Below are 24,717 nucleotides of genomic sequence, written 5' to 3' on the forward strand. Positions count from 1 at the left end.
CGTGCCCGAACCCGCCGCGACCCCGCCCTCCGAGCGGCGACCCCGTCGCGGACGGGGGCCGGGACGGGGCGGTGCCCGGCATACCCGTCGGCCCGCTGACCAGCGCGACCGGCGCGGTGACCAGGGCGCACGCCGGGCCCAGCTCGTGGAGGCGCGGCGACGCGCGCTGCCCGGCCCCGACCAGCTGCACTACCCCCCGGACCTGCCCGTCAGCGAGCGCCGCGACGACATCCGCGAGCTCGTCCGCGACCACCAGGTCGTCATCGTCGCCGGGGAGACGGGGTCGGGCAAGACCACCCAGCTGCCGAAGATCTGCCTGGAGCTGGGGCGCGGGGTGGAGGGCATGATCGGGCACACCCAGCCGCGGCGGATCGCCGCCCGGTCGGTGGCCGAGCGGGTCAGCGAGGAGCTGGGGGTCGAGCTGGGCACCACGGTCGGCTACCAGGTGCGCTTCACCGACCAGTCGCGGGAGGACACCCTCGTCAAGGTGATGACCGACGGCATCCTCCTCGCCGAGCTCCAGCGCGACCGCGACCTGCGCCGCTACGACACGCTCATCATCGACGAGGCCCACGAGCGCAGCCTCAACGTCGACTTCATCCTGGGCTACCTCAAGCAGCTGCTCCCGCGGCGCCCCGACCTCAAGGTCGTCATCACCTCCGCGACGATCGACGTGGACCGCTTCGCCCGGCACTTCGCCGACGCCGAGGGGCGACCGGCCCCGGTCGTCGAGGTCAGCGGGCGCACCTACCCCGTCGAGGTCCGCTACCGACCCCTGGTGCGGCTGGTCGAGCCCACGCGCGGGGGTGCGGACGCCGAGCGGGTGCAGGTCGAGATCGACCAGGTGACCGGCGTCGTCGAGGCGGTCGAGGAGCTGTGGACGGAGGCCTCCGGCAGGGACGGCAAGGGGGAGGACGTCCTCGTCTTCTGCTCCGGCGAGCGCGAGATCCGGGACGTCGTCGACGCGTTGGAGGGCCTCCGGCTGCCGGGCACCGAGGTGCTCCCGCTCTACGGCCGCCTCTCCGCCGCCGAGCAGCACCGGGTCTTCTCCCGGCACGCGGGCCGGCGGATCGTGGTGTCCACCAACGTGGCCGAGACCTCGCTGACCGTCCCGGGGATCCGGTATGTCGTGGACACCGGCACCGCGCGGATCAGCCGCTACAGCCAGCGCCTCAAGGTGCAGCGGCTGCCGATCGAGCCGATCAGCCAGGCCTCGGCCAACCAGCGGGCCGGCCGCTGCGGGCGCCTCGCGGACGGCATCGCGATCCGGCTCTACTCGGAGGAGGACTACCTCGGGCGCCCCGAGTTCACCGACCCCGAGATCCTACGGACCAACCTGGCCAGCGTCATCCTGCAGATGACCGCGCTGGGGCTGGGCGAGATCCAGAGGTTCCCCTTCCTCGAGCCGCCGGACTCCCGGCAGATCGCCGACGGCGTCCGGCTGCTCACCGAGCTGCAGGCCATCGACCCGGACGCCCCGGCCCACCTGCCCCGGAAGCGGCTGACCCCCTACGGACGGGCGCTCGTCGCCCTCCCGGTGGACCCGCGGCTGGCCCGGATGCTCGTGGAGGCCGAGCGGCAGGGGGCACTCAAGGAGGTGCTCGTCATCGTCGCCGCGCTGTCGATGCAGGACGTGCGTGAGCGGCCGGCGGACCAGCAGGCGCAGGCCGACCAGGCCCATGCCCGCTTCCGCCAGGTGGGGGGCGTGCCGCGGGGTGAGGGCCGGGGTGGATCGGCCGGGGGTGATTCGAACGGGGGCGGAGCGAAGGACGACCGGGGCGCCGCGGGGGACCGGCGGCCGGTCCGGGTCCAGGGTGAGGGCGGCCAGGGCCCCCGTGAGGAGTCGACGGACCGTCTGGACTCCGACTTCCTCGTGCTGCTCAACCTGTGGCGCTACCTGCAGCGGCAGCAGAAGGAGCTGTCCGGCAGCGCCTTCCGCCGCATGTGCAAGGCCGAGTTCCTGCACTACCTGCGGGTGCGCGAGTGGCAGGACCTGCACACCCAGCTGCGGCAGGCCGCCCGCTCCCTCGGGCTGCAGACCAACGAGCACCCGGCCACGCCTGACCAGATCCACCGCTCCCTGCTCTCCGGCCTGCTCTCCCACGTCGGGATGTGGGAGCGGGAGAACCGCACCTACCTCGGGGCCAGGGGTGCCCGCTTCGTCCTCCAGCCGGGGTCGGTCCTGCACCGCCGGAACCCCGAGTGGGTCATGACGGCCGAGCTCGTCGAGACGACCCGGCTGTGGGCGCGGACCAACGCCACCGTCGACCCCTCCTGGGTGGAGGAGGCGGCGGCCCACCTGGTCAAACGGTCGTTCTCGGAGCCCCGCTGGTCCCGCTCGGCCGCGTCGGCGGTGGCCGACGAGCGGGTGACGCTCTACGGCATACCCGTCGTGGCCGACCGGACCGTCCCGCTGGGTCGGATCGACCCCGAGCTGGCCCGGGAGCTGTTCATCCGCACCGCGCTGGTGGAGGAGGACTGGGACACCCGCCACGACTTCTTCCACGCCAACCGTCGGCTGGTCAAGGAGCTCGGCCAGCTCGAGGCGCGGGCCCGGCGCCGCGACATCCTCGCCGACGACGAGGTGCTCGTGGAGTTCTACCGGGCGCGCATCCCCGCCGAGGTGGTGTCCGGTGCCCACTTCGACACGTGGTGGAAGCAGGCCCGCCGCCAGGACCCCCAGCTGCTCACCTTCACCGAGGCGCTGCTCGTGGGGGAGGGCGCGGAGGGGGTGAGCGCCGACGACTACCCCACGCAGTGGCGGCAGGACGAGCTGAGCTTCGGGCTCACCTACCAGTTCGAGCCGGGGGCCGACGCCGACGGCGTGACGATGCACATCCCCGTCGAGGTGCTCAACCAGGTCGCCGAGGACGGGCTCGACTGGTTGGTCCCCGGCATGCGGGAGGAGCTGGTGACGGCGCTGGTCAAGGCGCTCCCCAAGGACATCCGGCGCAACTTCGTGCCCGCCCCCGACCACGCGCGCGCCGCGCTGCAGGGTATGGAGTCCGCCGGCGTCGTCGGCGCCGTCCCGGTCCGGGAGGCCCTGGCGGCCGAGCTCACCCGGCGGGGTCTGGTCCGGGTCCACGCCTCCGACATCGAGTGGGAGCGGGTGCCCGACCACCTCAAGCTGACCTTCCGCGTCGAGCGCTCGGTCCGACCCGGGGGCCGGGAGGACCAGCGCGGCAAGGGATCTCGCGGACCGTCCCGGCGCGGACGCGTCGAGGTCCTCGGCGAGGGGAAGGACCTGGCCGTCCTCAAGGAGCAGCTGGCCGGGCACGTGCGCACCACGATGGCGGCCGCCGCCTCTGGTGTCGAGCGGACGGGTCTGACGACGTGGCCGCCCGACCTGGACCCCCTGCCCGAGACGTTCAGCCGACAGGTGGGACCCCGTGCGGTGCAGGGGTTCCCGGCGCTGGTCGACACCGGGGCCGCGGTCGACGTGCGGGTGCTGGCGACCCGCTCGGAGGCCTCCCGGGAGACGCTCCGCGGCGTCCGCAGGCTGCTCCTGCTCAACCTCCAGCCCCCGTGGAAGCGGCTCCTCGCCCTGCTGACCAACCAGCAGAAGCTCTCCCTCGGCCACAACCCCCACGGGTCGGTGCCCGTCCTGCTCGAGGACGCGCTCGCCGCCGCCGTCGACTCCGTCGTCGCCGAGCAGCCCGGGGCCACGGTGCGCACGCCGGCGCAGTTCGAGGCGGCGCTCACCGGGGTCCGGCAGCAGGCCGTGCCCCGGGTGCTGGAGATCGTCGAGTCGCTGGTGCCGATCCTCGACACGGCCCGGGACGTGTCCCTGCGGCTGCAGCGCCTCACCACGCCTGCCGCGGCCGACCTGGCGCTGGACCTGCGGCGGCAGCTCGACGGCCTGGTCCGGCCCGGGTTCGTCGCGGACGTGGGCCACCGGCGGCTGCCGCGGATGGTGGTCTGGTTGCGGGCCATGTCCGAGCGCCTCGACAAGGGGGTGCAGGACCTGCCGCGTGACCGGTCCCGGACGCAGGAGGTGAGGGTCGTCGAGGAGGAGCTCGCGGCCTTCCTCGACAAGCTGCCGCCGCACCGGCGCCAGGACCCGGACGTGATGGACGTCGTGTGGTCGGTGCAGGAGCTGCGGGTCTCGCTCTTCGCGCAGCGCCTCGGCACGGCCGGGCCGATCTCCGCCAAGCGCATCTACGCGGCCATGGACGCCGCCGAGGACGTCCCGGCCTGAGCCGCCTCACCGCACGAGGACGGCGGCCCCCTCGTAGGCGTCGGCCGCCAGGTCCGCGAGCGTCCGCGCCGCGGCGTCGAAGGGCCGCGCCGTGATGGTCGGGTCCAGCCCCAGGGTCGTGGCCAGCCGCAGCAGCTCCTCGCCGTCGGCCCGGGTGTTGGCCGTGACGCTGCGCAGCTGCTTCTCGTAGAACAGCTCCCGCTCGTAGCCGAGCGGCGGGACGTCGGTGAGGTGGATGCCGGCCACCACGCCGACGCCGCCGCGGTCAAGCGCGCGCATCATCGGCGGCACGAGATCGCCCACGGGGGCGAAGAGGATCGCGGCGTCCAGCGGCTCCGGGGGCGGGTCGGCGGCCCCTGCGGCGGAGGTCGCCCCGAGGTCGAGGGCCAGGCGCCGGGCGCGGGGTGACCTCGTCATCACGTGCACGACCGCGCCCTGCCGGACCGCGATCTGCGCCACCAGGTGCGCCGAAGCCCCGAAGCCGTAGAGCCCCAGGCGACCGCCCGGCGGCAGGTCGGCCCGTCGCAGGGCCCGGTAGCCCACGATCCCCGAGCACAGCAGCGGTGCCGCCTTCTCCGCCGACAGCGCCTCCGGGATCCGGTAGGCGAAGGTCTCGTCGACCACGGTGAGCTCGGCGAAGCCGCCGTCGGCGTCCCACCCCGTGAAGGTGGCGTCCGCGCACAGGTTCTCCCGCCCGCTGCGGCACCACCGGCACCGTCCGCAGGTCCCGCGCAGCCACGCGACCCCGACCCGGTCGCCGGGGGACAGGCGCCGACACCCGGGGCCCACCGCGTCGACGCGGCCCACGACCTCGTGCCCGGGGACGGTATGCGGCCGCCGCGGCTCGAGGTCCCCCTCGGCCAGGTGCAGGTCGGTCCGGCACACGCCGCAGGCCTCCACCCGGACCCTCACCTCCCCGGGGCCGGACTGCTGGTCGGGCAGGTCGACCAGCCGCAGTGGTCGCTCGGCGACCGGCCGAGGAGTGTCGACGACCCACGCCTCCATGACTCCCATCGTGGCACGACCCGGGCCGGCCCGGGGCTGCGACCGGACGCCGTCGCTACGCTGACCCGCATGCAGCGACCCACCGCGCCCCTGTCCGCGCACGAGCTCTCGCAGGACCCGGATCTCGGCGACTGGCGGGTCCTCCTGGGCAAGCTGCACACGCGCTTTCCCACCGGGCGGGGCGGGTTCCGGCTGGGCGCCGACCTGGTCTCCCGCATCGCGGCGGTGGCCGACGAGCTGGACCACCACCCGGACGTCGACCTCCGTTACGGCCACGTCACCGTCACGACGGTGTCCCACGACGTCGGCCACCTGACCGAACGGGACCGGCGGCTCGCGGTCGCGATCTCCCGGATCGCGGCCGAGCTGGGGCTCGCCGCGGTCCCGGAGCAGGTGAGCGCCCTCGAGGTGGGCCTGGACGTCCTGGTGGCGACCGACGTCGCGCCCTTCTGGCGGGCGGTGCTGGGATACGAGCCCGAGGAGGAGGGCGGCGAGGCGGACTGCCTGGTCGACCCGGCCGCCCGGCACGCCGGGCTGTGGTTCCAGCAGCTGGACGAGCCCCGGCCTGGTCGTAACCGCTTCCACCTGGACCTCACCGTGCCGCACGACGTCGCGCAGGACCGGGTGCAGCGCGCCCTGGCGGCGGGCGGGGTGCTGGTCACCGACCGCTACGCCCCCTCCTGGTGGGTGCTCGCCGACGCCGAGGGCAACGAGGTCTGCATCTGCACCTGGCAGGGCAGGGGCGAGGACGGTCCGGGCTCCGCCTCCGGCCCCGGCTCCGGCTCCGGCCAGGCCTGAGACCGTGCTCTGGGTGGGCCTCTCCGGCGGCATCGGGTCCGGCAAGTCCACGGTGTCGGCCCGGCTCGCCGAGCTCGGCGCGGTCGTCATCGACGCCGACCGGATCGCCAGGGAGGTCGTCGAGCCGGACACACCGGCGCTCGCCGAGATCACCGCGCGCTTCGGCCCGGGCGTGCTGACGCCGGACGGGGCCCTCGACCGCCCCGCCCTCGGGGCCGTCGTCTTCGGGGACCCGGCGGCCAGGGCCGACCTGGAGGCCATCACCCACCCCCGGATCTTCGCGCGCACCGTGGAGCTGCGTGACGCGGCCCTCGACGACGCGGTCGTCGTGCACGACATCCCCCTGCTGGTCGAGCTGGACCGCGCGGCCGACTACGCGCTGACCGTCATCGTCGACGTGCCGGAGGAGATCCGCCTCCGGCGGCTGGTCGACCTGCGCGGCATGGACGAAGACGAGGCACGCCGCCGTATCGCCGCCCAGGCCGACGACGACCAGCGCCGGCGCGCCGCCGACGTGCTGCTGCCGAACACCGGCTCCGTCGAGGACCTCCACGAGGCCGTCGACCGGCTCTGGCGGGAACGGCTCGTGCCCTTCGAGACCGGCCTGCGGAGCGGTCGCCCGTCCCGACGCCCGGAGGTCCTCACGCTGGTCGAGCCCGACCCGTCGTGGCCGGCGCAGGCTGCGCGACTGTGCGACCGGCTGCGGGGCGCCCTGGGCGAGGCCGCCGTCCGGACGGACCACATCGGGAGCACGAGCATTCCCGCCCTGAGAGCCAAGGACGTCCTGGACCTGCAGGTCGTGGTGCCCGACGTCGGGATCTTGGACGACACTGCGGTCCGCAGGGAGCTGTCCCGGCGGGGGCTGCTCGTGGTGGACCGTGCCGACGGCCAGGGGTGGTGGGACCACGCGCACGGGGAGGGCACCGCTCCCGGGGGGACGTGGGAGAAGGGGTTCGTGGCCACTGCGGACCCCGCCCGCATCGTCCACGTCCATGTGCGGCAGCAGGACTCACCCGCCTGGCGGCTGGCGCTCATCTTCCGTGACTGGCTGCGCGCCGTGCCGCAGGAGCGGGACGCCTACGCGCGGCTCAAGGACGACTCGGTCCGTGCCGGCCTGAGCAGCACCGAGCACGCGTCTGCCAAGGAGCCGTGGTTCGCCCAGGCCTTCCCGCGGGCAGAGGAGTGGGCCTCCCGCACCGGCTGGACACCGGGGTCCTGACCATCAGCTCCCCGCGCCCTGTCAAGGAGCATCGTGTCGACCGCGGACACGACCACCGACCCGGGTCGATGTGCGCGGGTCTTGTGTCACATTCATCGCCTGGACGGTGAATGTGACACAAGACCGCCCACCGGTATGCCTGCCGCGGCGATCAGTCCTGCTGCGCGCCCTCGGTCTCCTCCGGGGCGACCAGCCCGAGCACCTCCGGCAGCCTGGCCGGCTCCTCGCCGAGGACGTGCTCGGCCAGGAACGCCGAGACCACGGCGTACCAGACCTTCGCGTGCTGCGGCGCGAGGATCCAGTGGTTCTCGTGGGGGTAGTAGAGGAACCGGTGCACCGTCGACCCGTCGGCCTCGGCAGGGCGGCCGGAGCGGGCGAGCAGGTCGTACCACAGGCGCAGGCCCTCGCTGATCGGCACGCGGTAGTCCTTGTCGCCGTGGATCACGAGCACGGGGCTCACGATCTGCTCGACGTAGCGGTGCGGCGAGTGCTCGGCGCTCATCTCCTCGGTCATCTCGCGCGACCAGTAGAACGCCGCGTCCGTGGTCGAGCCGAAGGCGTCCAGGCCCCACAGCGAGGCGTGCGTGACGATGGCCTTGAAGCGGTCGGTGTGCCCGGCCACCCAGTTGGCCATGTAGCCGCCGAACGAGCCACCCATCGCCGCGGTGCGTGAGGCGTCGATGTCGGCGCGCTCCTCGACCGCGTCGGTGATGGCCATGAGGTCGGTGTAGGGGGTGTCGCCCCACGCGCCCCAGCCGCGCTGGATGAAGTCCTGGCCGTAGCCGGTGGACAGCGCGGGGTCCGGCAGCAGCACGGCATACCCCTGGGCGGTCATCAGCCACGGGTTCCACCGCCAGGTCCACGCGTTCCAGGACCCGAGCGGCCCCCCGTGGATCCACAGCAGCAGCGGGTGCCCCTCCGGGCCCGGGGCGTCCTGGGGGAGGGCCAGCCAGCCGCGCACCCGCGTGCCGTCGGCCGTGGTGGTCTCGACCTCCTCGAGGGTGCCGGGGATGACGGGTCGCTCGACCGGCCCGGGCAGCGGGGTGACCTCGCCGGTCGCGAGGTCGAGGCGGACCACCTCGGGCGGGAAGAGGTAGGAGGAGCGCACGCCGTAGGCGGTCCTGCCGTCGGGGGCGACCACCAGCTCGCTCCACGCGGCGTCGTCATGGGTCACCTGGGTGACAGTGCCCGAGGGTACGTCGACCCGGAAGACCGGACGGCGACCGTCGGCGTCGGCCGTCACCAGGACGGCGGAGCCGTCCGGAAGCCAGCCGGCGGGGGTGGCCCACAGCTCCCACTCGGGGGCCAGCGGGCTGAGCTCCCCGCTGTCGGTGTCCATGAGGAAGAGGCGGGGCATCGGGGGCTCGGTGGGGCTCGTGACCCGGTCCAGCACGACGACGGCCCGCGACCCGTCCGGGCTGACCGGCCCGGCGGTCGCCTCGGCGCCCTCGCGGTCGAGCAGGGTGCGGCGCTCGCCCGTGGCCAGGTCGACCCGGGCGATGCCCTCGCGCGAGCTGGCCCGCGCCTCGGGGATCGAGGTGCCGACGAGAGCGAAGGAGCCGTCGGGGGACAGCACCGGGCGCGCGTCGTGCAGCGGGGCGCGCAGCCCGGCCGTCAGCAGGCGCAGATGGACCTCCGGGGCCCGGTCGGTCGTGCCCGGCAGGGGCGGGGGAGCCTCGCCCTCGTCGGCGGCGGGCTCCTCGTCGGTGGGGCTCGGGGTCCCCCCGGAGGCCTCGCCGCGCTCCAGGGAGAAGACGTGCGGCTGCTCGGGGCCCAGGTCGTGGTCCCAGTAGCGCACGGGGTAGCCGCTGTGCAGGATCGCGTCGACCCCGGCGTCCTTGCGGGCCTTGACCAGCGTCTTGTGCTCGGCCTCCGAGCCCGCGCCGGGCAGCAGCCCGGCGACGACGAGGACGCGGTCGGCGTCCCGCGCGCACACAACGCCCGAGACCCCGCCGGGCCGGCTCAGGATGACCCGTGCCTCCCCGCCGTGCGCCGGCATGTGCCACAGCGCGGCCTGCGGCTCGTCGTCGTCGGAGTCGGGGTCCGGGCGGGCGGAGGTGAAGTAGAGGTCACCGTCGACGCCGAAGGCGGCCCCCGCCTCACCCTTGGCGCTGCGCGTCAGCCGGTGCGCGGGCCGCGACCCGGCGGGGTCCACCTGCCACAGGGCGGAGGCATACCCGGTGCCCTTGCGGTTGAGGGTGGCGACCGTCGTCACCAGGCGGGTGCCGTCGGGGCTGAGGGCCAGCCCCGAGACCCGGGGGAGGGCGACGTAGTGGTCGAGGTCGTGGAAGGGTGACGCTGGTGCGGTCATGCACCTGTTCCTATCACCAGGGAGCGACGGACCACGACCCGGAATCCTCCGGGCGGTCTCTGCGTTGATCCCCGGTAGACGAGAGGAGATCGCCCCGTGACCACCCACTCACCCCTGTTCCGCCTCGAGGTGGACCGGACGCCGCCCGCCAGCCGCAGCCCGCCCCGCTGCTCATGGTCTCGCTCGACGCTTCCTCGACGCCGGCCAGGTGCGCTCGACTCTGGCCGAGCACCTGCTCGACACCCTGGAGCACGAGGTGGTCGCCCGGTTCGACACCGACGAGCTCGTCGACTACCGCTCGCGCCGGCCGCTCATGACCTTCGACGCTGACCACTACTCGACTTCGAGGAGCCCTCCCTCGTGCTCTACCGGCTGGTGGACGCCGCGGGCGAGCCCTTCCTCCTGCCTCCACGGATCGAGCCGGACTACGCTGGGAGGGGTTCGTCGACGCGGTCCGGCAGCTGTCCCTGGCCTTCGGCGTGCGCCGGATGGTCAGCGCCACGGGATCCCCATGGCGTGCCGCACACCCGCCCCGTCGGGACCACCCGATTCGCCAGCGACCCCAGCGTGCTCGGTGACTACACGCCGATCTTCGGCCAGGTCAAGGTGCCCTCGAGCGCCGACGCGCTGCTGCACCTGCGGCTGGCCGAGGCGGGCCTGCTCACCCTCGGCGTCGCCGTCCACGTCCCGCACTACCTGGCCGAGTCCCAGTTCGGCGACGCGGCGGTGGCCGCCGCGGACGTCATCATGGACCTCACCGGGCTGGTCCTGCCCACCGCCGACCTCGTCGCGATGGCCGGTCTCACCCGGGGCCAGATCGAGGCCGAGCTCGCCCGCAACCCCGAGGCCCGCGAGGTTGTGCAGGGTATGGAGCAGCGCTACGACCACTTCGTCGAGGGCCAGAAGCGGCGCAGCCTGCTCGCGGCCGAGGCGTCCAAGCTGCCCAGCGCGGACGAAATCGGTGCCCAGCTTGAGGCCTTCCTGCGCAACCCGGGGATGGGCGAGGAGCTCGGTGGACCGGACGGCGACGGGGCCGATGCGCACGACGGGTCCGACGGCGGGGCACTGCCCGGCGCACAGGGCCCGACGAGGGGTCGACCGACGGTCAGGACGGCGGCGGCAGGTCGTAACGGGGACCGCGCGGGGGCGCGGGGTCGGTCCCCGGCTCCGGCGCGTCGTGCCCGGTCGACACCGGCGCCGGCGGCAGGCCACCGGCGAACGGGCCCCCGGTCGGGAAAGGCGGCGGCGCATCCGCTGACGCCGGGGCGTCCTGGCCCCGAGGGGGCACCGCGGGGGTGGGGTTGCCGGGCGGCGGACCCGGGTAGGCCGTGCGCGTCGGTGCCGAGGGGTGGCGTAGGGCGAGGACCAGGCGGAGGTCCCCTGCTGCGGGTCCAGCGTGTAGGCCGCGGGGTCCGGGCCGGCGGGGCCGGCGGGGGCAGCATCGGGCGCCGACCGGCCAGCCAGGCCAGCACCCCGGTGACCAGGGCGAGCGGCAGCAGCACGAGACCCAGCGTCGTCCCGCTACGCCCCAGGAGGCCCGTCGGCACGGTGCCGGGGCCGTAGGGGCCGGCGTAGAGCTGGTGCTCGGACGTCGAGCCGGCCGAGGTGCAGTCCAGGGGGTAGGTGCCGGCGGTCAGGTCCTGCGGCGTCCGCGCCGTCTCGTGGAAGCGCTCGCCGGCGACGTCGAGAGGAAAGTCCTCGACCGGCCGGAGCAGGACGGTGTCGTCGAGCGTGCAGACCACCTCGGTCCTCGCCTCCGGGGAGCGGGCCCAGACCGACATCCCGGTGGCGGGCACCTCCACCTGCTCACCGCCGTGGAAGCCGACCAGGTCACCGGTGAGGCGACCCGCCGAGCCGGCCATGCCGACCGCCAGCGCGACGACCCCGGCCAGGGCGAGCAGCGCCGCCACCGGCCACAGGACACGAGCGGCGGAGGAGGCAGGGGCCCGGGACGACATACCGCGCAACCTAACGCACGCCGTGACACGATGCTCCGGACCATCCCACCCGACACAAGGAGTTTGACGTGGGTCTCTTCGGATCGGACAAGCGCGCCGACACCCCGGCCGAGGCGGAGCAGGCAGGTCCGCTGGACAGCGCGGCCAACGCCTTCGTCGGCAAGCTGCTGGACTTCGGCATCGAGGGCATCGGCCCGCTCGACTCGGCGGCGGAGGTCGCCCGCAAGGCCCGCAGCAAGCACGGGGGTGACGTGGAGCGGGCGATCGAGGAGATCGTCGCCGACCACGTCAAGCTGGGTGGTGCCGGTGGCTTCGTCACCGGCTTCGGCGGCATCGTCACGATGCCGGTCATGCTGCCCGCGAACGTCCTGGGCTTCTACACCCTCGCCACCCGCATGGTGGCTGCGATCGCCGAACTGCGGGGGTATGACGTCTCCGGCAAGGGGGCCCGCTCGGCCGTGCTGCTCTCCCTGGTGGGTGCCGACGCGGACGACATCATCCGGCGGGTCGGCCTGTCGGGCGCGGTGGGCATGACGGGTTCGGGCCGGCTGGCCTCGCTGGCGGTGTCCCGGATGCCGAAGGCGGCCGGGATGATGATCAACAAGGCCGTCGGCTTCCGGCTGCTCACCACCGTGGGCGGCAAGGCGCTGGGCCGGGTCGTGCGTTTCGTGCCGGTCGCGGGCGGCATCGTCGGCGCGGGGCTGGACGGCTTCCTGATGAAGCGGATCGCCGACCACGCCCGCCGGGAGTTCACCCCCACCTCCTCGGTGGGCGAGGCGCTGGAGGCCTCCGGCGAGACCCTCTGAGTTTATCCACAGATCGTCGGCGGGCCCGTTTCCACGGGCCCGCCGACGGCATGCTGAGGGGTATGACGAACCACGAGCCCGGGGGGCGCTCGCCCCGACCTCAGCACCGCATCCACCCCGTTCCGGACGCGCCCGTCGTGGCTGTCCGGGGCATGTCGCAGGTCACGGCGCTGGTGCCCCACCTGCTCGGCTACCGCCCCGACCACAGCCTCGTCGTCCTCGCGACGACACCCGAGCCGGGCTCGCGACGGGGGGTGACGTGGGGGGCCGTGGCGATGACGATGCGGGTCGACCTGCCGCCGGAGCCGGAGCTGGTCAACCTGGCGCACTCGCTGGCCGACCCCGTGCGGCGGGGCCTCGGGGAGCGGGCGGACGGGGCGCTGGCGCACGCGGTGGTCTACGACCTGCCGGAGACCGGGGGCGAGCCCTCTCCCGACTACCTCGCCGGGCTGCGCGCCGCGCTGCACCTGCTGTGCGACCAGGTGGGTCTGACCCTGCACGACGTGATCCTGGTGCGGGACGGTGGACGGCAGCACCGCCCCGTGCTCCTCGCGACCGAGGAGGTCCGCCCCGCTTGGGCCCCGGTGCCGGGCGCGGCGGACGTGCCCGCCGTCGCCGACCTGGTGCTCCAGGGGCGCTCGCCGCTGGGGTCGCGGGAGGAGGTGGCGGCCCGGGTGCGGCGGCGCGACGAGCGGGCCAGCGCGGCGACGTCCCTGGCCGTCGACATCCTGTCCCTCGCGCCCGGCCGCCTGGACGACGGCGTGGCCCTGGCCGGTCTCGGTGCCTGGGTGGTCCACGGGGAGCCGGAGCCCGGCGCCCGGGAGCGGGCGTGGATCGCCGTCCTGCTCCACGACAAGACGGTCCGCGACGCCGTGCTGGCGCGGTGGATCCCCGACCTGTTCGACCTGACGGAGGTGCTCCCGCCCGGTGAGGCGGCCGACCTGGCCCGGCACGTGCCGCCGTGGCCGGCCGGTGAGCGCACGGCCCCCGTGGAGCGTCTCCTCACCCTCGCGGGGCAGGTCCCGCTCGACCTGGCGGCCCCGCTGCTGACCATCGCCGGCTTCTGCTCCTGGGCGCAGGGCGAGGGCACGGTGGCGGTCGAGGCGTGCGCCCACGCGCTGGAGGTGGACCCCGACTACCGCATGGCCCAGCTGCTGGACCGAGGCCTGGCCACCGGTCTGCGACCGCCGGCGCTGGGGGGCGCCGGGGCCTCCCGGGGGGCGGATCGGCGCGGTGTAGCCTGACGAGGGAGCTCATCCCGTCTCTTCCCCGGAGGACATCAGGTCATGTCGATCATCGTCGGCTACATCCCCACCCGAGAGGGCCGCGCGGCCCTCGGCGCCGCCCGCAACGAGGCTCTGCTGCGCAAGAGCAAGCTGATCGTCGTCAACTCCCACCGCGGGGGCCGCGACTACGACGCGGCGGAGGCCCAGCGCTTCGAGGACGAGCTGGCCAAGGTGCAGCAGGAGCTGGACGAGGCGGGCCTGGAGCACGAGGTGCGGGCCCTGGTCCGCGGCAACGAGCCGGCGGAGGACCTCATCGAGGTCGCCGACGAGTCCGACGGCGAGATCATCGTGATCGGGCTGCGCCGCCGCACCCCCATCGGCAAGCTCATCCTGGGCTCCAACGCGCAGCGGATCCTGCTGGACGCGCGCTGCCCGGTGCTGGCGGTCAAGGCCACCGAGGAGTGAGCTGACGGCCCTCCCGAGCCCCGAGGAATGCTCCTCGGGGCTCGGACGTTTTATAATGGTGCACGTCGCCTGCCAGCCGAGGCAGGATCCGAACCTCCCGCACCACGCCCCGAGGGCTTCCTCCTGCCCTCCGCCGCGCGCACCCTCCGCCGTCAGAAAGTAGTTGGTTTTCCCCGTGACAGCCCGGACGTCCAGCACCAAGACAGCGACCAACCTGCCCTCCGCCTTCGAGCACCAGGCCCTCAAGGACCTGCTCGCGCAGGGGACCCAGCAGGGCTTCGTGGAGGCTGACGCGGTCAAGTCGGCGCTCGAGGCTGCGGAGGTGAGCAGCGCCGCTGACCAGAAGAAGGTGCTCCGCGTCTTCAGCGACCAGGCCATCGAGGTGCGTGCCGAGCCGATCACCCCCGTGCGCCGCAAGCCGGCCCGCAAGACGGCCGCGTCGAAGGCGGCGGCTGCGACGACCCCAGAGAACGCCCCGAAGGCCCCTGCACGCAAGACCACGACCCGGGCCACGGCCGCTGCCAGGAAGGCTGCGGCAGCCGGGGAGGCGCAGGCGTCCGACGCGGCGGCGGAGACCACCGACGAGGGGACCGCCGCGACCAAGACCACCGCGAGCAAGACCACGGCGGCGACGAAGACCGCCGCGACGAAGACCGCTGCTGCGAAGACCGCCGCGCCCAGGAAGGCTGCGGCGAAGAAGGCGGCTCCCGCCAAGGCGGCCAGCACCCGCAAGGCGGCCTCCGCGGCGGGTGGCACGACGACCAAGCGCACCACCACCCGCAAGACCGCGGCCAAGGCCACGGCTGCCGCCGACGCCCCCGCCACCACCGGTGAGGCCGACGACGAGGCCGTCGAGGTCGACCCCAAGGACGCCGACCTCGTCGTGGAGGACGTCGACGTCGAGGCCGTCGCGGACGACGCGGAGGAGACCGAGGGCGCCACCCCCAAGGGCGCGAAGTCGGAGGACGACTCCTTCGTCGTGTCCACCGCGGACGACGACGACGCCCCTGCCCAGCAGGTCGTCACCGCCGGGGCCACGGCCGACCCGGTCAAGGACTACCTCAAGCAGATCGGCAAGGTCGCGCTCCTCAACGCCGAGCAGGAGGTCGACCTCGCCAAGCGCATCGAGGCGGGCCTGTTCGCGGAGGAGAAGCTCAACTCCGGCGAGAAGATCGACGCCAAGCTCAAGCGGGAGCTGTGGTGGATCTCCAACGACGGCAAGAACGCCAAGAACCACCTGCTCGAGGCCAACCTGCGCCTCGTGGTCTCGCTGGCCAAGCGCTACACCGGCCGCGGCATGCTCTTCCTGGACCTCATCCAGGAGGGCAACCTGGGTCTGATCCGCGCGGTCGAGAAGTTCGACTACACCAAGGGCTACAAGTTCTCGACCTACGCCACCTGGTGGATCCGGCAGGCGATCACCCGCGCCATGGCCGACCAGGCCCGCACCATCCGCATCCCGGTGCACATGGTCGAGGTCATCAACAAGCTGGCCCGCGTCCAGCGCCAGATGCTCCAGGACCTGGGCCGCGAGCCCACGCCGGAGGAGCTGGCCAAGGAGCTGGACATGACGCCCGAGAAGGTCGTCGAGGTCCAGAAGTACGGCCGCGAGCCCATCTCGCTGCACACCCCGCTCGGCGAGGACGGCGACAGCGAGTTCGGTGACCTCATCGAGGACTCCGAGGCAGTCGTCCCGGCGGACGCGGTGTCGTTCACGCTGCTGCAGGAGCAGCTGCACTCGGTGCTCGACACGCTGTCCGAGCGCGAGGCCGGCGTGGTCTCCATGCGCTTCGGCCTCTCCGACGGCCAGCCCAAGACGCTGGACGAGATCGGCAAGGTCTACGGCGTGACGCGTGAGCGGATCCGCCAGATCGAGTCCAAGACGATGAGCAAGCTGCGGCACCCGTCGCGCTCCCAGGTCCTGCGCGATTACCTGGACTGACCGTGCCGGGTATGGGGTCCGCCTCGCCCGAGCGCGCTCCGGCGCCCACCTCTCCCGACGGGAGGGGCGGGCGCCGTCCAGGTCCCGGCGGCGACGCCCGCCGCGACGCCCGGCCCACCGGCGTGCACGTCGTCCGCCTCACGCCGGACGACTGGCGCAGCTACGCCGCATTGCGCATCGGCATGCTCACCCACGCCCCCGAGGCCTTCTGGAGCCGGCTCGAGGACCTCGAGGGTCGCACCGAGGAGCAGTGGCGCCGCAGCAGCAACGACCGCACCCTGCACGCCCGCGACGCAGACGGCACGCCGCTCGGCACCCTGACGGTGCTCACGCCGGAGGCCGGTCCCGACCTCGGGCTGCGTCCCGGCGCCGGCGACGCGCTCGTCCTGGCCGTGTACGTCATACCCGAGGCGCGCGGGGGTGGCGTCGTCGACCTGCTCCTCGACGCAGCGCTGGAGCTGGCGCGCGAGGAGCTTGGCGCCCGGCGCATGGTGCTGCAGGTCAACGAGCGCAACGGAGCGGCGCGGCGGGTCTACGAGCGCCACGGCTACCGGCTGACCGGCCACTCGCTGCCGCACCCGCACCAGGTGGGCACCCGCGACCTGGAGATGGCCCGTCCGGTGTGAGCGTCCCGCCGGACATGCACAACGAGGACCGTCCAGCGGGTTCGCGGCTCTTCCGGCCGTAGTGCATGTCGGTCGGGACGCCCCGGTCAGCTATCCCTCAGGGGTGGGTCGCGCCCGGCCGCCCCTGATCTCGGAGCGCCGCTTCTTCGCGGCCAGCCGGCGCCGCTGCGACCCGCGGGTCGGCCTCGTCGGGCGGCGGGCAGGTGCCGGCGGCGCGAGCGCCTCGCGGAGCAGGGCAGCGAGCCGCTCGCGGGCTGCCTTGCGGTTGCGGCGCTGCGACCGGTGCTCCGCGGCGACGATCCGCACGCGTTGTCCCACGAGGTATGCGGCGAGGCCGGCGGTCGCGCGCTCGCGCTGCGTCTCGCTCAGCGTCGAGGACGCCGCCGGGTCCCACCACAGCTCGACCCGGCTGTCGGTGGTGTTGACACCCTGCCCGCCCGGTCCGCTCGCGCGGGTGAACCGCTCCTCCAGCTCGGCCGCCGGCACCACGAGACCGTGGCGCAGCCCGGGGCCGGGCGGCACCACGAGGTCGAGCTCGGCGGCGTCGGTCACCTCGTCAGTCTCTCAGCCATCGGCGGGTCTGGTCCTCGGAGTGATGCGTGTGTGTGTGGAAACTTCGGGTTCCATTCGAACGATTCCGCCCGAGCATCGTCCTCACCTCTCAGGGTCTTTCGGGATGCCCGCCGTGATGTCGTAGGGCTGCGGCGACGCCGTCCCGGGAGGCGAGGCGGTGACTCTTCGCCACGTCGTCGCCAGACACGCCGACGACGGTGGGGAATGCGGGCAACATGCCTGCTCGATCCGGCGCCCTGCCGGCTGTCGGCTCACCACACGGGTGGAAGCGCCTTCACCCGATCTTCGTACTGACCCGCCCAAAAGGCCATACAACGCCAGTAACCTCATTGACACGGGTGACACCGACTGGGGGCCCGAAGACGCGACCAAGGTTGGGGCCAGAAGGGTGAGTCTCATGGACAACGAGCGTAAGACGAAGGTGCGCGACCTTCCTCCGGTGATGCGCGGAGCGGCGGGGCGTCGAGATGTGACACCCGGCGAGGGCGAGGGTGTGGGCACCGAGAGTTCGCCAGGGTCCCCGAGTCTGGGCGTGGCGGGATTCCTTGCCGACGTCGTGGCCGGTACGCCTGTGGCCGTCACGGCATATGACGGCACGCGGGTGGGGCCGACCAGCCCCGAGGCGACGGTCGTGATCCGCAGCGCCGATGCGCTGCGCCGGATGCTCACTGCCCCCGGTCAGCTCGGGTTCGCGCGGGCCTATGTGGCAGGGGATATCGATGCCGTCGGCGACATCTACACCGTTCTGCAGCTGCAGCACCGGCTGAAGTCCGGGGGCCTCACCGCCTCCCGTGTGATAGCCCTGCGGCGGCTGTTGCGCGAGGCAGGCGGAATGGGGCGGCCACCGTCGCCCCCGCCGGAGGAGGCGCGGGTCAGGGGCCGTCTGCACAGCAGGGGACGGGACGCCCAGGCGATTTCCCACCACTACGACGTCTCGAATGAGTTCTACGAGTTGTTGCTGGGCAGGTCGATGACCTACTCCTGCGCGGTGTGGCCCTCTCCGTCGGTCGGGGTGGACGCGGCGCAGGAGGCCAAGTACGACCTGGTCTCACGCAAGCTCGGGCTGCGGTCCGGCTTGCGACTGCTCGACGTGGGCTGTGGCTGGGGTGGGATGGTGATCCACGCCGCCCAGCGCTACGGCGTCCGGGCGACCGGGGTGACGCTGTCCGCGGAGCAGGCCGACTACGCCCGCCGACGGTGCAGGAGGAAGGGCTGCAGGATCAGGTCACCATCCGTCTGGAGGACTACCGCGACATCGCCGACGGGCCCTACGACGCGATCAGCTCGATCGGCATGTTCGAGCACGTCGGTGAGAACCGGCTGGCGGAGTACTTCACGCGGATGCACGCGCTGCTGGCGCCGGGCGGGCGGCTGCTGAACCACGGCATCACCCGCCCTGCCGGCTCACGGCCGCTGGGGCGCCGGGGCTTCATCCCGCGCTACGTCTTCCCCGACGGTGAGCTCCACGAGATCGGCACTGTGGTCACCAGGGTGCAGCACGCCGGCTTCGAGGTGCGCCACAGCGAGACGCTGCGGGAGCACTACGCGCTGACGCTGCGCGCGTGGGTGGAGAACCTGGAGCGTCACTACGACGAGGCGGTGGCGCTGGTCGGGGAAGGACGCGCCCGCGTCTGGCGGCTCTATCTGGCCGGCTCGGCTCTAGGATTCGAGGCCGGCGACATCGAGGTGCACCAGGTGCTCGCCGTCCGGCCGGACCGCGGGCGCAGCGGTCTGCCGCTGCGACCCGACTGGGGTTGAGCAGGTGGAAGGGCACGAGGGGCCTGTCCCTCGGTGGCGCGGGGGTGCCACCCTCACCAGGCGCTGCGGAATCGTGGGGTTGGTAGGAGTCCTCACGTTCTGGACAGGACTGGCCGCGCTGCACGCCTTGCGGACCGATCTGAGCGTGGTGAACGACTACGTCAGCGACTACGCCAACGGGCCGTGGGGACCGCTTTTCACCGTCGTGACCCTTGTGCACGGGGTCGGCAACCTGGCTATCGCCGCTGGACTCGGCCTCGCACTCGGGCACGACCGCGTTGCTCGTCTCGGCGTGCTGCTCTTCACGGTCGCGACCGTGGGGCTCATCGTGGCCGCCCTCTTTCCCACCGACCCGGTCGGCGCACAGCAGACGGTCACCGGCCTGGTGCATCGCGTCGCGGCGACCGGGTCCTTCGCCCTTGAGCTCGTGGCGCTGGCGCTGCTCGGCCTCGCGTTCCGTTCGGCCGCTGCCTGGCGAAGCTACGCCAGTCTCGCACTCGGGCTGACCGTGGTAGCGGCGCTCATGCTCGCCTGGCTGCTGGTGTCGATCTCGCTTCAGTGGCCACCTGGTCTACCCGAGCGCGCTGCGTTGCTGACGTTCACCGTGTGGGAGTTCACGACCGCCCTGCTCCTGGCGCGTCCGGTCCACGCTGCGCGGGCGCTGTCGACGCGCGGACGTGGCGGACGGCATGGCGACGCCCCCGAAATGGTCTGAAGGACTGAAGGAGGCTGATGGCGGTGCGGATTTGGGAACAATCCTCGTTGTAGACCACGTCCCGGACCCGGACCCGGACCCGGTCGGCGGCGACGGGCACGCGGCGCCCCGGTGGTCAGCGGCGGCGGAAGGTCCGTCCGAACCACGCTCGCAGGCCGGCCAGGCCGCTCGCCGGCAGGAGGGCGGCGTTGGCGCGGACGTTCCACGGCGTGGCCTCGCGGACCTGCTCGACCACCGTGCGCACGTCGTCGCCCATCCGGGACGCGTCAGCGTCGCCGAGGTGGTCGGCAGCGGCATACCTGGATCGTTCGAGCGTCGTCGTGATCCGTCCGAGGGCGTCCTCGCCGGAGCGGTTCATCAGCGTGCTGTCGCGGTAGTGGCGCCGCATGTCCCGGGGGCTGCGCGCCGGCGGTGCGTCCACGCCGAGGTCGCCGAGGCTGCGGGTGAGCAGCAGCCACTGGCCCTCGACCTTCTCCGTGGGATTGCTCGCCGAGCGGACCGCCTCCTCGCGGTAGCGGCGGCCGACGAGCGGCACGAGCGTCATGAGGAGCACCAGGGCGAGCAGGGCCAGCAGCGCCCGCCCGAGCACCGGCAGCAGGTCGCCGAGGTCGTCCAGCCAGGTGCGGTCCCGCGGGGCGGGCGCGGCGGTCGGCTCCGGCGCGGTCGGGGTCAGCGCCTCGGTCACGGTCTCGGTCTGGGCGGCGCTGTCGTCGGTGGAGCGGGTGTACGGCGGCGGGGTGGCGCCGACCCGGGCCCCCGGCGTGGGCTCGAAGCGGGTCCAGCCCATCCCGCTGATCCACAGCTCGGGCCAGGTGTGCGCGTCCGCGGCGATGACCTGCCGCGTGCCGTCCGGCTGGACGCTGCCGGGCAGGAATCCGACCGCCATCCGCGCCGGGATCCCCTCGTAGCGCGCCATCATCACCATCGTCTGCGCGAACTGCACGCAGTAGCCCCGCCGGCTCTCCAGGAAGGCGCTGATGGGGTCGGCCGCCCCGACCTCGGCCTCGGGGGCCAGCTCGAGGGAGTAGGTCCAGATCTGCTGGTCGCGCAGGTGGTTCTGCATCCGGATCGCGGCCTCCAACGTGTTCTCCGCGTCCCCGACCACCTCCTCGCTCAGCGCGCCGATCGCGTCCCGGGAGTCCTCGTCGACCGCGAGCAGGTCGGCGTCGAAGGCCGAGGGGTCCGCGGGCTGCGACCCGACCCCCGCCGGCAGTGGGACGCCCGGGCTGGGGACGAGGAAGCCGACGGAGTACTGCGGCGCCCGCCCCTGCAGGACGACCGTCGAGTCCGTCGGGTCGAAGCGGTAGGTCGCGCCCTGCGGCTGGAGGGTGGTGAGCGGCGAGGGTGCGGCGAGGTGCGGGGGCTGCAGCTGGTTGTCGAGCACCTCCATGTCGTACTCGGTGAGCGAGACGTCCGGGGAGACCCCCTCCGGCGGGGGCAGAGGGGCACCCGGCGGCAGCAGGTTGCTCTGCATCCGGCCGGGGGCGACCCAGCGGCCGTCCTCGTAGCGCTCGGTCGCCGTGACGCGCAGCGGCTGCACGGAGATCGCGTTGGTGCGGTAGGTGACCACCGGCACCCGGGAGCGGTTGCGCAGGTCCTGCGCCGGGTCCATGGTCTCGGTGAAGCTCACCTCGCCCGCGTCGCCCTGGTTGACGGTGCGGGCGTCGGGGTTGCGCGCCATCCCCCCGGTGAAGAACGTCGGCGGCAGGTGGGGGAGCAGGGCCGCGCCGAGCACGGCCGCGACGAGGGTGCTCACCCCCATGACCTGGGCCAGGCCACGGTGCGAGCGGGGGCCGGACGACACGTCGGTGCCGCCGCGGGACTCCTGCCGGTTCGCCGACGGCCACCCGGTCGTGACCCGGTGCGACTGCTGGGCCAGCATCATCAGCCACAGCACCGCGACCGCCGCGAAGAACCACGGCTCCATCGCCCGCCCCGTGTTGGACACCGAGACCAGGAAGGCCGCCGCCAGCGGGATCCCGGCGCTCGCCGGCGCGCGACCGGTCACGCCCATGGAGTCGACGGAGACCGCCGTCAGCGCGATGACGGCGACGATGAGGAAGGAGACGCCCTCGGTGGTCGGCGCGGGGGCGGCATACGTCTGCAGCACGGTGCCGGCCTCGCGGAGCAGCTCGCCGATCCGTTCCAGGGTCTCCCCGGTCGGCACCACCACCCGCCACAGCGTGTCCCGGAGGTAGAGCGCGACGACCCCGGCCAGCGCGAGCAGCAGCTGGCCGAGGGCGACGAGGCTCGGCGGGACGTCGATCGTGCGCAGCACGGCCCCGGAGACGGCGACGAGGGCGACGACCAGGACGGCCTCGAAGGCCCAGCTGTTGTCCCGCAGCAGCGTCGTGAGGGGCCAGGCCACGGCGAGCGTCGCCAGCGCGGCGACGAAGGCCTCCGGCCACATCCCGCGGACGAAGGCGTCGTGGTCGGGGAGCAGGCTGCGCCGTTCGGGCTCGGGTATGCCGTCCCGCCGCCGGTCCGTGCCGGGCCCGGTGGCCGACCCGGTGCGGGCCCCGCCACCGGGGTCGGTGCGGTCCTGGGTAGGGGTGCTCATGCGGGCCGTCCGACCGCGCCGGCTGCGCCCAGGCTGGCCCAGGCCAGGGGGATCTCGGTCTGCGGCCCGCACACCACCGAGCGCCAGCCGGCGTCGGCCATCACGGCGGTCGGGGCGTCGTCGCGGGGGCGGTCGCCGCCGAACCGGGACGGGTCCAGCACGAGGGCGAGGGCGCGGGAGCCGGGCTGGCGGATGGCGGCCAGGTTCCGCAGGTCGAGCTCGTCGTGGGCGACGACGGCGGCCACGACCAGCACCCCGCCGGCGGCGAACGGTCCGGCGGCGGCCGCCAGCCGGTCGAGCCGGGAGTCGCGCTCGGGCTGGGCCCGGGCCAGGGTCTCGAGCACCACGTCGATGTCCAGCGGGTGCTCGGCGAGCCCGTCGCGCAGGGTGGCGTCGGTCAGCAGGTGCACGACGAAGCCCTGGGCGGCCAGGTGATGGGCCACGGTCGCGACGGCCGACACCGCCCACTCGAAGGAGGCCCGGACGCCGGTGCCCGGGTGGGCGCTCACGCGGGAGTCCAGGATCAGGACGACGCGGCGACGGGCCGGCCGGTCCTCCTGACGGACCATGAGCTCACCCCGGTGAGCCGTCGCCGGCCAGTGGACGCGCCGCAGCTCGTCCCCGTCCCGGTAGGACCGGATGCTCACGTCGTCCTCGCCGTGCAGCGCCACCATCTGCGGCATCTCGCCCTCGCTGCCGCGGGCGCTTCCGCGCACCCGGCCCTCCCCGAGGGACCAGATCCGCGGGAGCACGAGGACCTCCGAGCGGGACGACAGCTGCAGGCTGAGGAAGGTCAGGCCGAAGGGGTCGCGCTGGCGCAGCAGGATCGGGCCGAGCGGGAAGGCCCCGCGGTGGCGGGAGCGCACGGCATACCGCAGCCGCCTCTCCTCGCCGGGCTGCATCCGGGGCAGGACGAAGCGGGGACGGTCGCCGAGCTGGTAGTCCAGGTGCTCCTCGGCGAGGTAGAAGGCGGTGGACCGGGTGCCGACGTTGGTGAAGTGCACCTGCACGGCGCCCCGCTCGTCGGGGGTGAGGCGGGGCGGCTCGATCTCGCGGCGGACCTGCAGGTGCGGGGTGCGTCGCGGCAGGAGGAGCAGCGCCAGGATCGGGAGCACGCCGATGAGGATGCCGATGCGGGTGACGTCCTCGTAGCCGAGGAAGACCCCGGCCACCGCCACGACGAGCCCGCCGAGGAGGAAGACCTTCCCTCTCGAGGTCAGCAACCCCCACGGCGATCGCACGACGGCCTCGGTCAGCGGCCGGAGGGGACGGTGGTGCGCTCCACCAGGTCCCGGATGATGTCGGCGGTGCTCGCCCGGGCCAGGGACGCCTCGCCGGTCTGCAGGACCCGGTGGGCCAGGACGGGCACGGCCATCGCCTGGACGTCCTCGGGCAGCACGTGGTCGCGCCCGGCGAGCGCGGCGTGGGCGCGGCCGGCCCGCATCAGCTGCAGGCCCGCGCGCGGCGAGGCCCCGAGGCGCAGCATGCGGTGGGTGCGGGAGGCGGTGACGAGCTCGACGACATACTGACGTAACGCGGGGGCGACGTGAAGGTTCCGGATCGCCTCGATCTGGCGCTGCACCGCCTCGGCCGTGGTGACTGGGACGAGCGCGTCGAGCGGGCTCACGCCGCCGTGGCTCTCCAGCATCGCCATCTCGGCGCGGGCGGAGGGGTAGCCCATCGAGATCCGGGCCATGAACCGGTCGCGCTGGGCCTCGGGGAGGGGGTAGGTGCCCTCCATCTCGATGGGGTTCTGGGTGGCCATGACGAGGAAGGGGCGGGGCAGGGGGTAGGTCTGCCCGTCCACGGTGACCTGGCGCTCCTCCATGGCCTCCAGCAGCGCGGACTGGGTCTTGGGGGAGGCGCGGTTGATCTCGTCGCCGACGATGACGTTGGCGAAGATCGCGCCCCGGCGGAACTCGAAGTCGCGCGTCTCCTGGTTGAAGACGCTCACCCCGGTGATGTCGCTGGGGAGCAGGTCGGGGGTGAACTGCACGCGGCTGACCTGGCAGTCGATGGCCCGGGCCAGCGTCTTGGCCAGCATCGTCTTGCCCACGCCGGGGACGTCCTCGACCAGCAGGTGGCCCTCGGCCAGGAGCACGGTGACAGCGGTGGAGACCACCTCGTCCTTCCCCTCGATCACCGAGGTGATGGCCCCGTGGATGGAGCCGGCGACGGACTGCACGTCGTCCAGGTCGGTCGCCTCGGGCGCGTAGGGGATGCTCGACATAGTCCGATACTGCCAAACCGGGCGCGCGTCCGTGGCACTCGGGACGCGCGGTGCCGGCGGACCGGACGGAAGTCCTGCCAGCGGGAGGGACCGCCTGAGGCGGGCGAGTGCCCCGGAACGGTCGGCGGTTGGGCCACGTCATCGACCGAATCGGGGCACGTGCGACGGCTGTCCGCTCACGTCGTCCAGCGTCCTCCACATCCCACCACCGCAGCCTTGTTCGTGGCCCCGCGCCGCAGCACCGGGTGCCTGGGCCGCCGGTTCGGACCGGAACGCACCACGTGGCCAGGCCTGAGTCGCGCCCTACCCCTCCACTTCGCACCACGA

At 73.6% G+C, this 24,717-nt stretch carries 16 protein-coding genes and 2 pseudogenes; 12 read left to right on the forward strand and 6 right to left on the reverse strand.

The genetic code is table 11. The features are described from left to right. Position 1 precedes the first annotated feature (1 nt). Entirely contained in the window at positions 2-4,198 is a 4,197-nt protein-coding gene (gene hrpA / locus E3Z34_RS05675; RefSeq protein WP_420818976.1) for an ATP-dependent RNA helicase HrpA, read from the forward strand. 6 nt (positions 4,199-4,204) lie between these two features. Here the strand turns inward: hrpA and E3Z34_RS05680 are convergent, their stop codons facing one another. Continuing rightward, a complete protein-coding gene (locus tag E3Z34_RS05680) occupies positions 4,205-5,203 on the reverse strand; it encodes a zinc-dependent alcohol dehydrogenase family protein (protein ID WP_134772820.1) in 999 nt (332 codons plus the stop codon). A gap of 69 nt (positions 5,204-5,272) precedes the next feature. Between E3Z34_RS05680 and E3Z34_RS05685 the strand changes: the two genes are divergently transcribed. Beyond that, positions 5,273-6,001, forward strand: coding sequence for a VOC family protein (locus tag E3Z34_RS05685; RefSeq protein WP_134772821.1), 729 nt, complete (start codon positions 5,273-5,275; stop codon positions 5,999-6,001). Between the two features lie 13 nt (positions 6,002-6,014). Beyond that, entirely contained in the window at positions 6,015-7,220 is a 1,206-nt protein-coding gene (coaE, locus tag E3Z34_RS05690; RefSeq protein ID WP_238695373.1) for a dephospho-CoA kinase, read from the forward strand. Positions 7,221-7,371: 151 nt separating this feature from the next. Here the strand turns inward: coaE and E3Z34_RS05695 are convergent, their stop codons facing one another. After that, on the reverse strand, positions 7,372-9,531 hold the full coding sequence (locus E3Z34_RS05695) for a S9 family peptidase (RefSeq protein WP_134772823.1): 2,160 nt from the start codon (positions 9,529-9,531) through the stop codon (positions 7,372-7,374). Between the two features lie 208 nt (positions 9,532-9,739). Here E3Z34_RS05695 and E3Z34_RS18640 point away from each other — a divergent pair. The 7 genes and pseudogenes from E3Z34_RS18640 to E3Z34_RS05725 form a co-directional block, all read left to right on the forward strand. After that, positions 9,740-9,811 (forward strand): annotated as a pseudogene (locus E3Z34_RS18640) (hypothetical protein); the annotation flags it as partial. A gap of 236 nt (positions 9,812-10,047) precedes the next feature. Beyond that, entirely contained in the window at positions 10,048-11,094 is a 1,047-nt protein-coding gene (locus E3Z34_RS18155; protein WP_238695374.1) for a PAC2 family protein, read from the forward strand. Positions 11,095-11,557: 463 nt separating this feature from the next. Further along, complete coding sequence (locus E3Z34_RS05705; protein ID WP_134772824.1) at positions 11,558-12,295, forward strand: EcsC family protein; 738 nt, start codon at positions 11,558-11,560, stop codon at positions 12,293-12,295. A gap of 62 nt (positions 12,296-12,357) precedes the next feature. Next, the gene (locus E3Z34_RS05710) at positions 12,358-13,539 is read left to right on the forward strand and encodes a DUF4192 domain-containing protein (RefSeq protein WP_158288610.1); all 1,182 of its coding nucleotides are present in this window, start codon (positions 12,358-12,360) and stop codon (positions 13,537-13,539) included. 42 nt (positions 13,540-13,581) lie between these two features. Then, on the forward strand, positions 13,582-13,986 hold the full coding sequence (locus E3Z34_RS05715) for a universal stress protein (RefSeq protein ID WP_134772826.1): 405 nt from the start codon (positions 13,582-13,584) through the stop codon (positions 13,984-13,986). A gap of 175 nt (positions 13,987-14,161) precedes the next feature. After that, positions 14,162-15,928 carry an RNA polymerase sigma factor gene (locus E3Z34_RS05720; protein ID WP_134772827.1) on the forward strand — a complete coding sequence of 589 codons (1,767 nt, stop codon included), beginning with the start codon at positions 14,162-14,164 and terminating at the stop codon, positions 15,926-15,928. 11 nt (positions 15,929-15,939) lie between these two features. Further along, positions 15,940-16,554 (forward strand): GNAT family N-acetyltransferase, encoded by a 615-nt coding sequence (locus tag E3Z34_RS05725; protein ID WP_134772828.1) that lies wholly within the window; start codon positions 15,940-15,942, stop codon positions 16,552-16,554. Positions 16,555-16,644: 90 nt separating this feature from the next. Here E3Z34_RS05725 and arfB read toward each other — a convergent pair whose 3' ends face one another. Next, on the reverse strand, positions 16,645-17,106 hold the full coding sequence (arfB, locus tag E3Z34_RS05730; protein ID WP_238695375.1) for an alternative ribosome rescue aminoacyl-tRNA hydrolase ArfB: 462 nt from the start codon (positions 17,104-17,106) through the stop codon (positions 16,645-16,647). An 853-nt stretch (positions 17,107-17,959) separates the two neighbouring features. On the opposite strand from arfB, the pseudogene E3Z34_RS05735 reads away from it, so the two are divergent. Both E3Z34_RS05735 and E3Z34_RS05740 read left to right on the forward strand, forming a co-directional pair. Continuing rightward, a pseudogene (locus E3Z34_RS05735) lies at positions 17,960-18,885 on the forward strand (class I SAM-dependent methyltransferase). Positions 18,886-18,958: 73 nt separating this feature from the next. Then, entirely contained in the window at positions 18,959-19,600 is a 642-nt protein-coding gene (locus tag E3Z34_RS05740) for a DUF998 domain-containing protein (RefSeq protein ID WP_238695376.1), read from the forward strand. A 115-nt stretch (positions 19,601-19,715) separates the two neighbouring features. Here the strand turns inward: E3Z34_RS05740 and E3Z34_RS05745 are convergent, their stop codons facing one another. Genes E3Z34_RS05745 through E3Z34_RS05755 form a run of 3 tightly spaced genes read right to left on the reverse strand, consistent with a single transcriptional unit; the run spans position 19,716 to position 24,390 of the window. Then, a complete protein-coding gene (locus E3Z34_RS05745) occupies positions 19,716-22,160 on the reverse strand; it encodes a transglutaminase TgpA family protein (protein WP_134772830.1) in 2,445 nt (814 codons plus the stop codon). Continuing rightward, positions 22,157-23,401 carry a DUF58 domain-containing protein gene (locus E3Z34_RS05750; protein ID WP_134772831.1) on the reverse strand — a complete coding sequence of 415 codons (1,245 nt, stop codon included), beginning with the start codon at positions 23,399-23,401 and terminating at the stop codon, positions 22,157-22,159. Before E3Z34_RS05750 ends, E3Z34_RS05745 begins: the two co-directional genes overlap by 4 nt. 11 nt (positions 23,402-23,412) lie before the next feature. Continuing rightward, positions 23,413-24,390 (reverse strand): AAA family ATPase, encoded by a 978-nt coding sequence (locus tag E3Z34_RS05755; RefSeq protein WP_134772832.1) that lies wholly within the window; start codon positions 24,388-24,390, stop codon positions 23,413-23,415. Between the last annotated feature and the right edge of the window lie 327 nt (positions 24,391-24,717).

This window comes from Ornithinimicrobium flavum, from assembly GCF_004526345.1.
In the GTDB taxonomy this organism is placed as follows: domain Bacteria; phylum Actinomycetota; class Actinomycetes; order Actinomycetales; family Dermatophilaceae; genus Ornithinicoccus; species Ornithinicoccus flavus.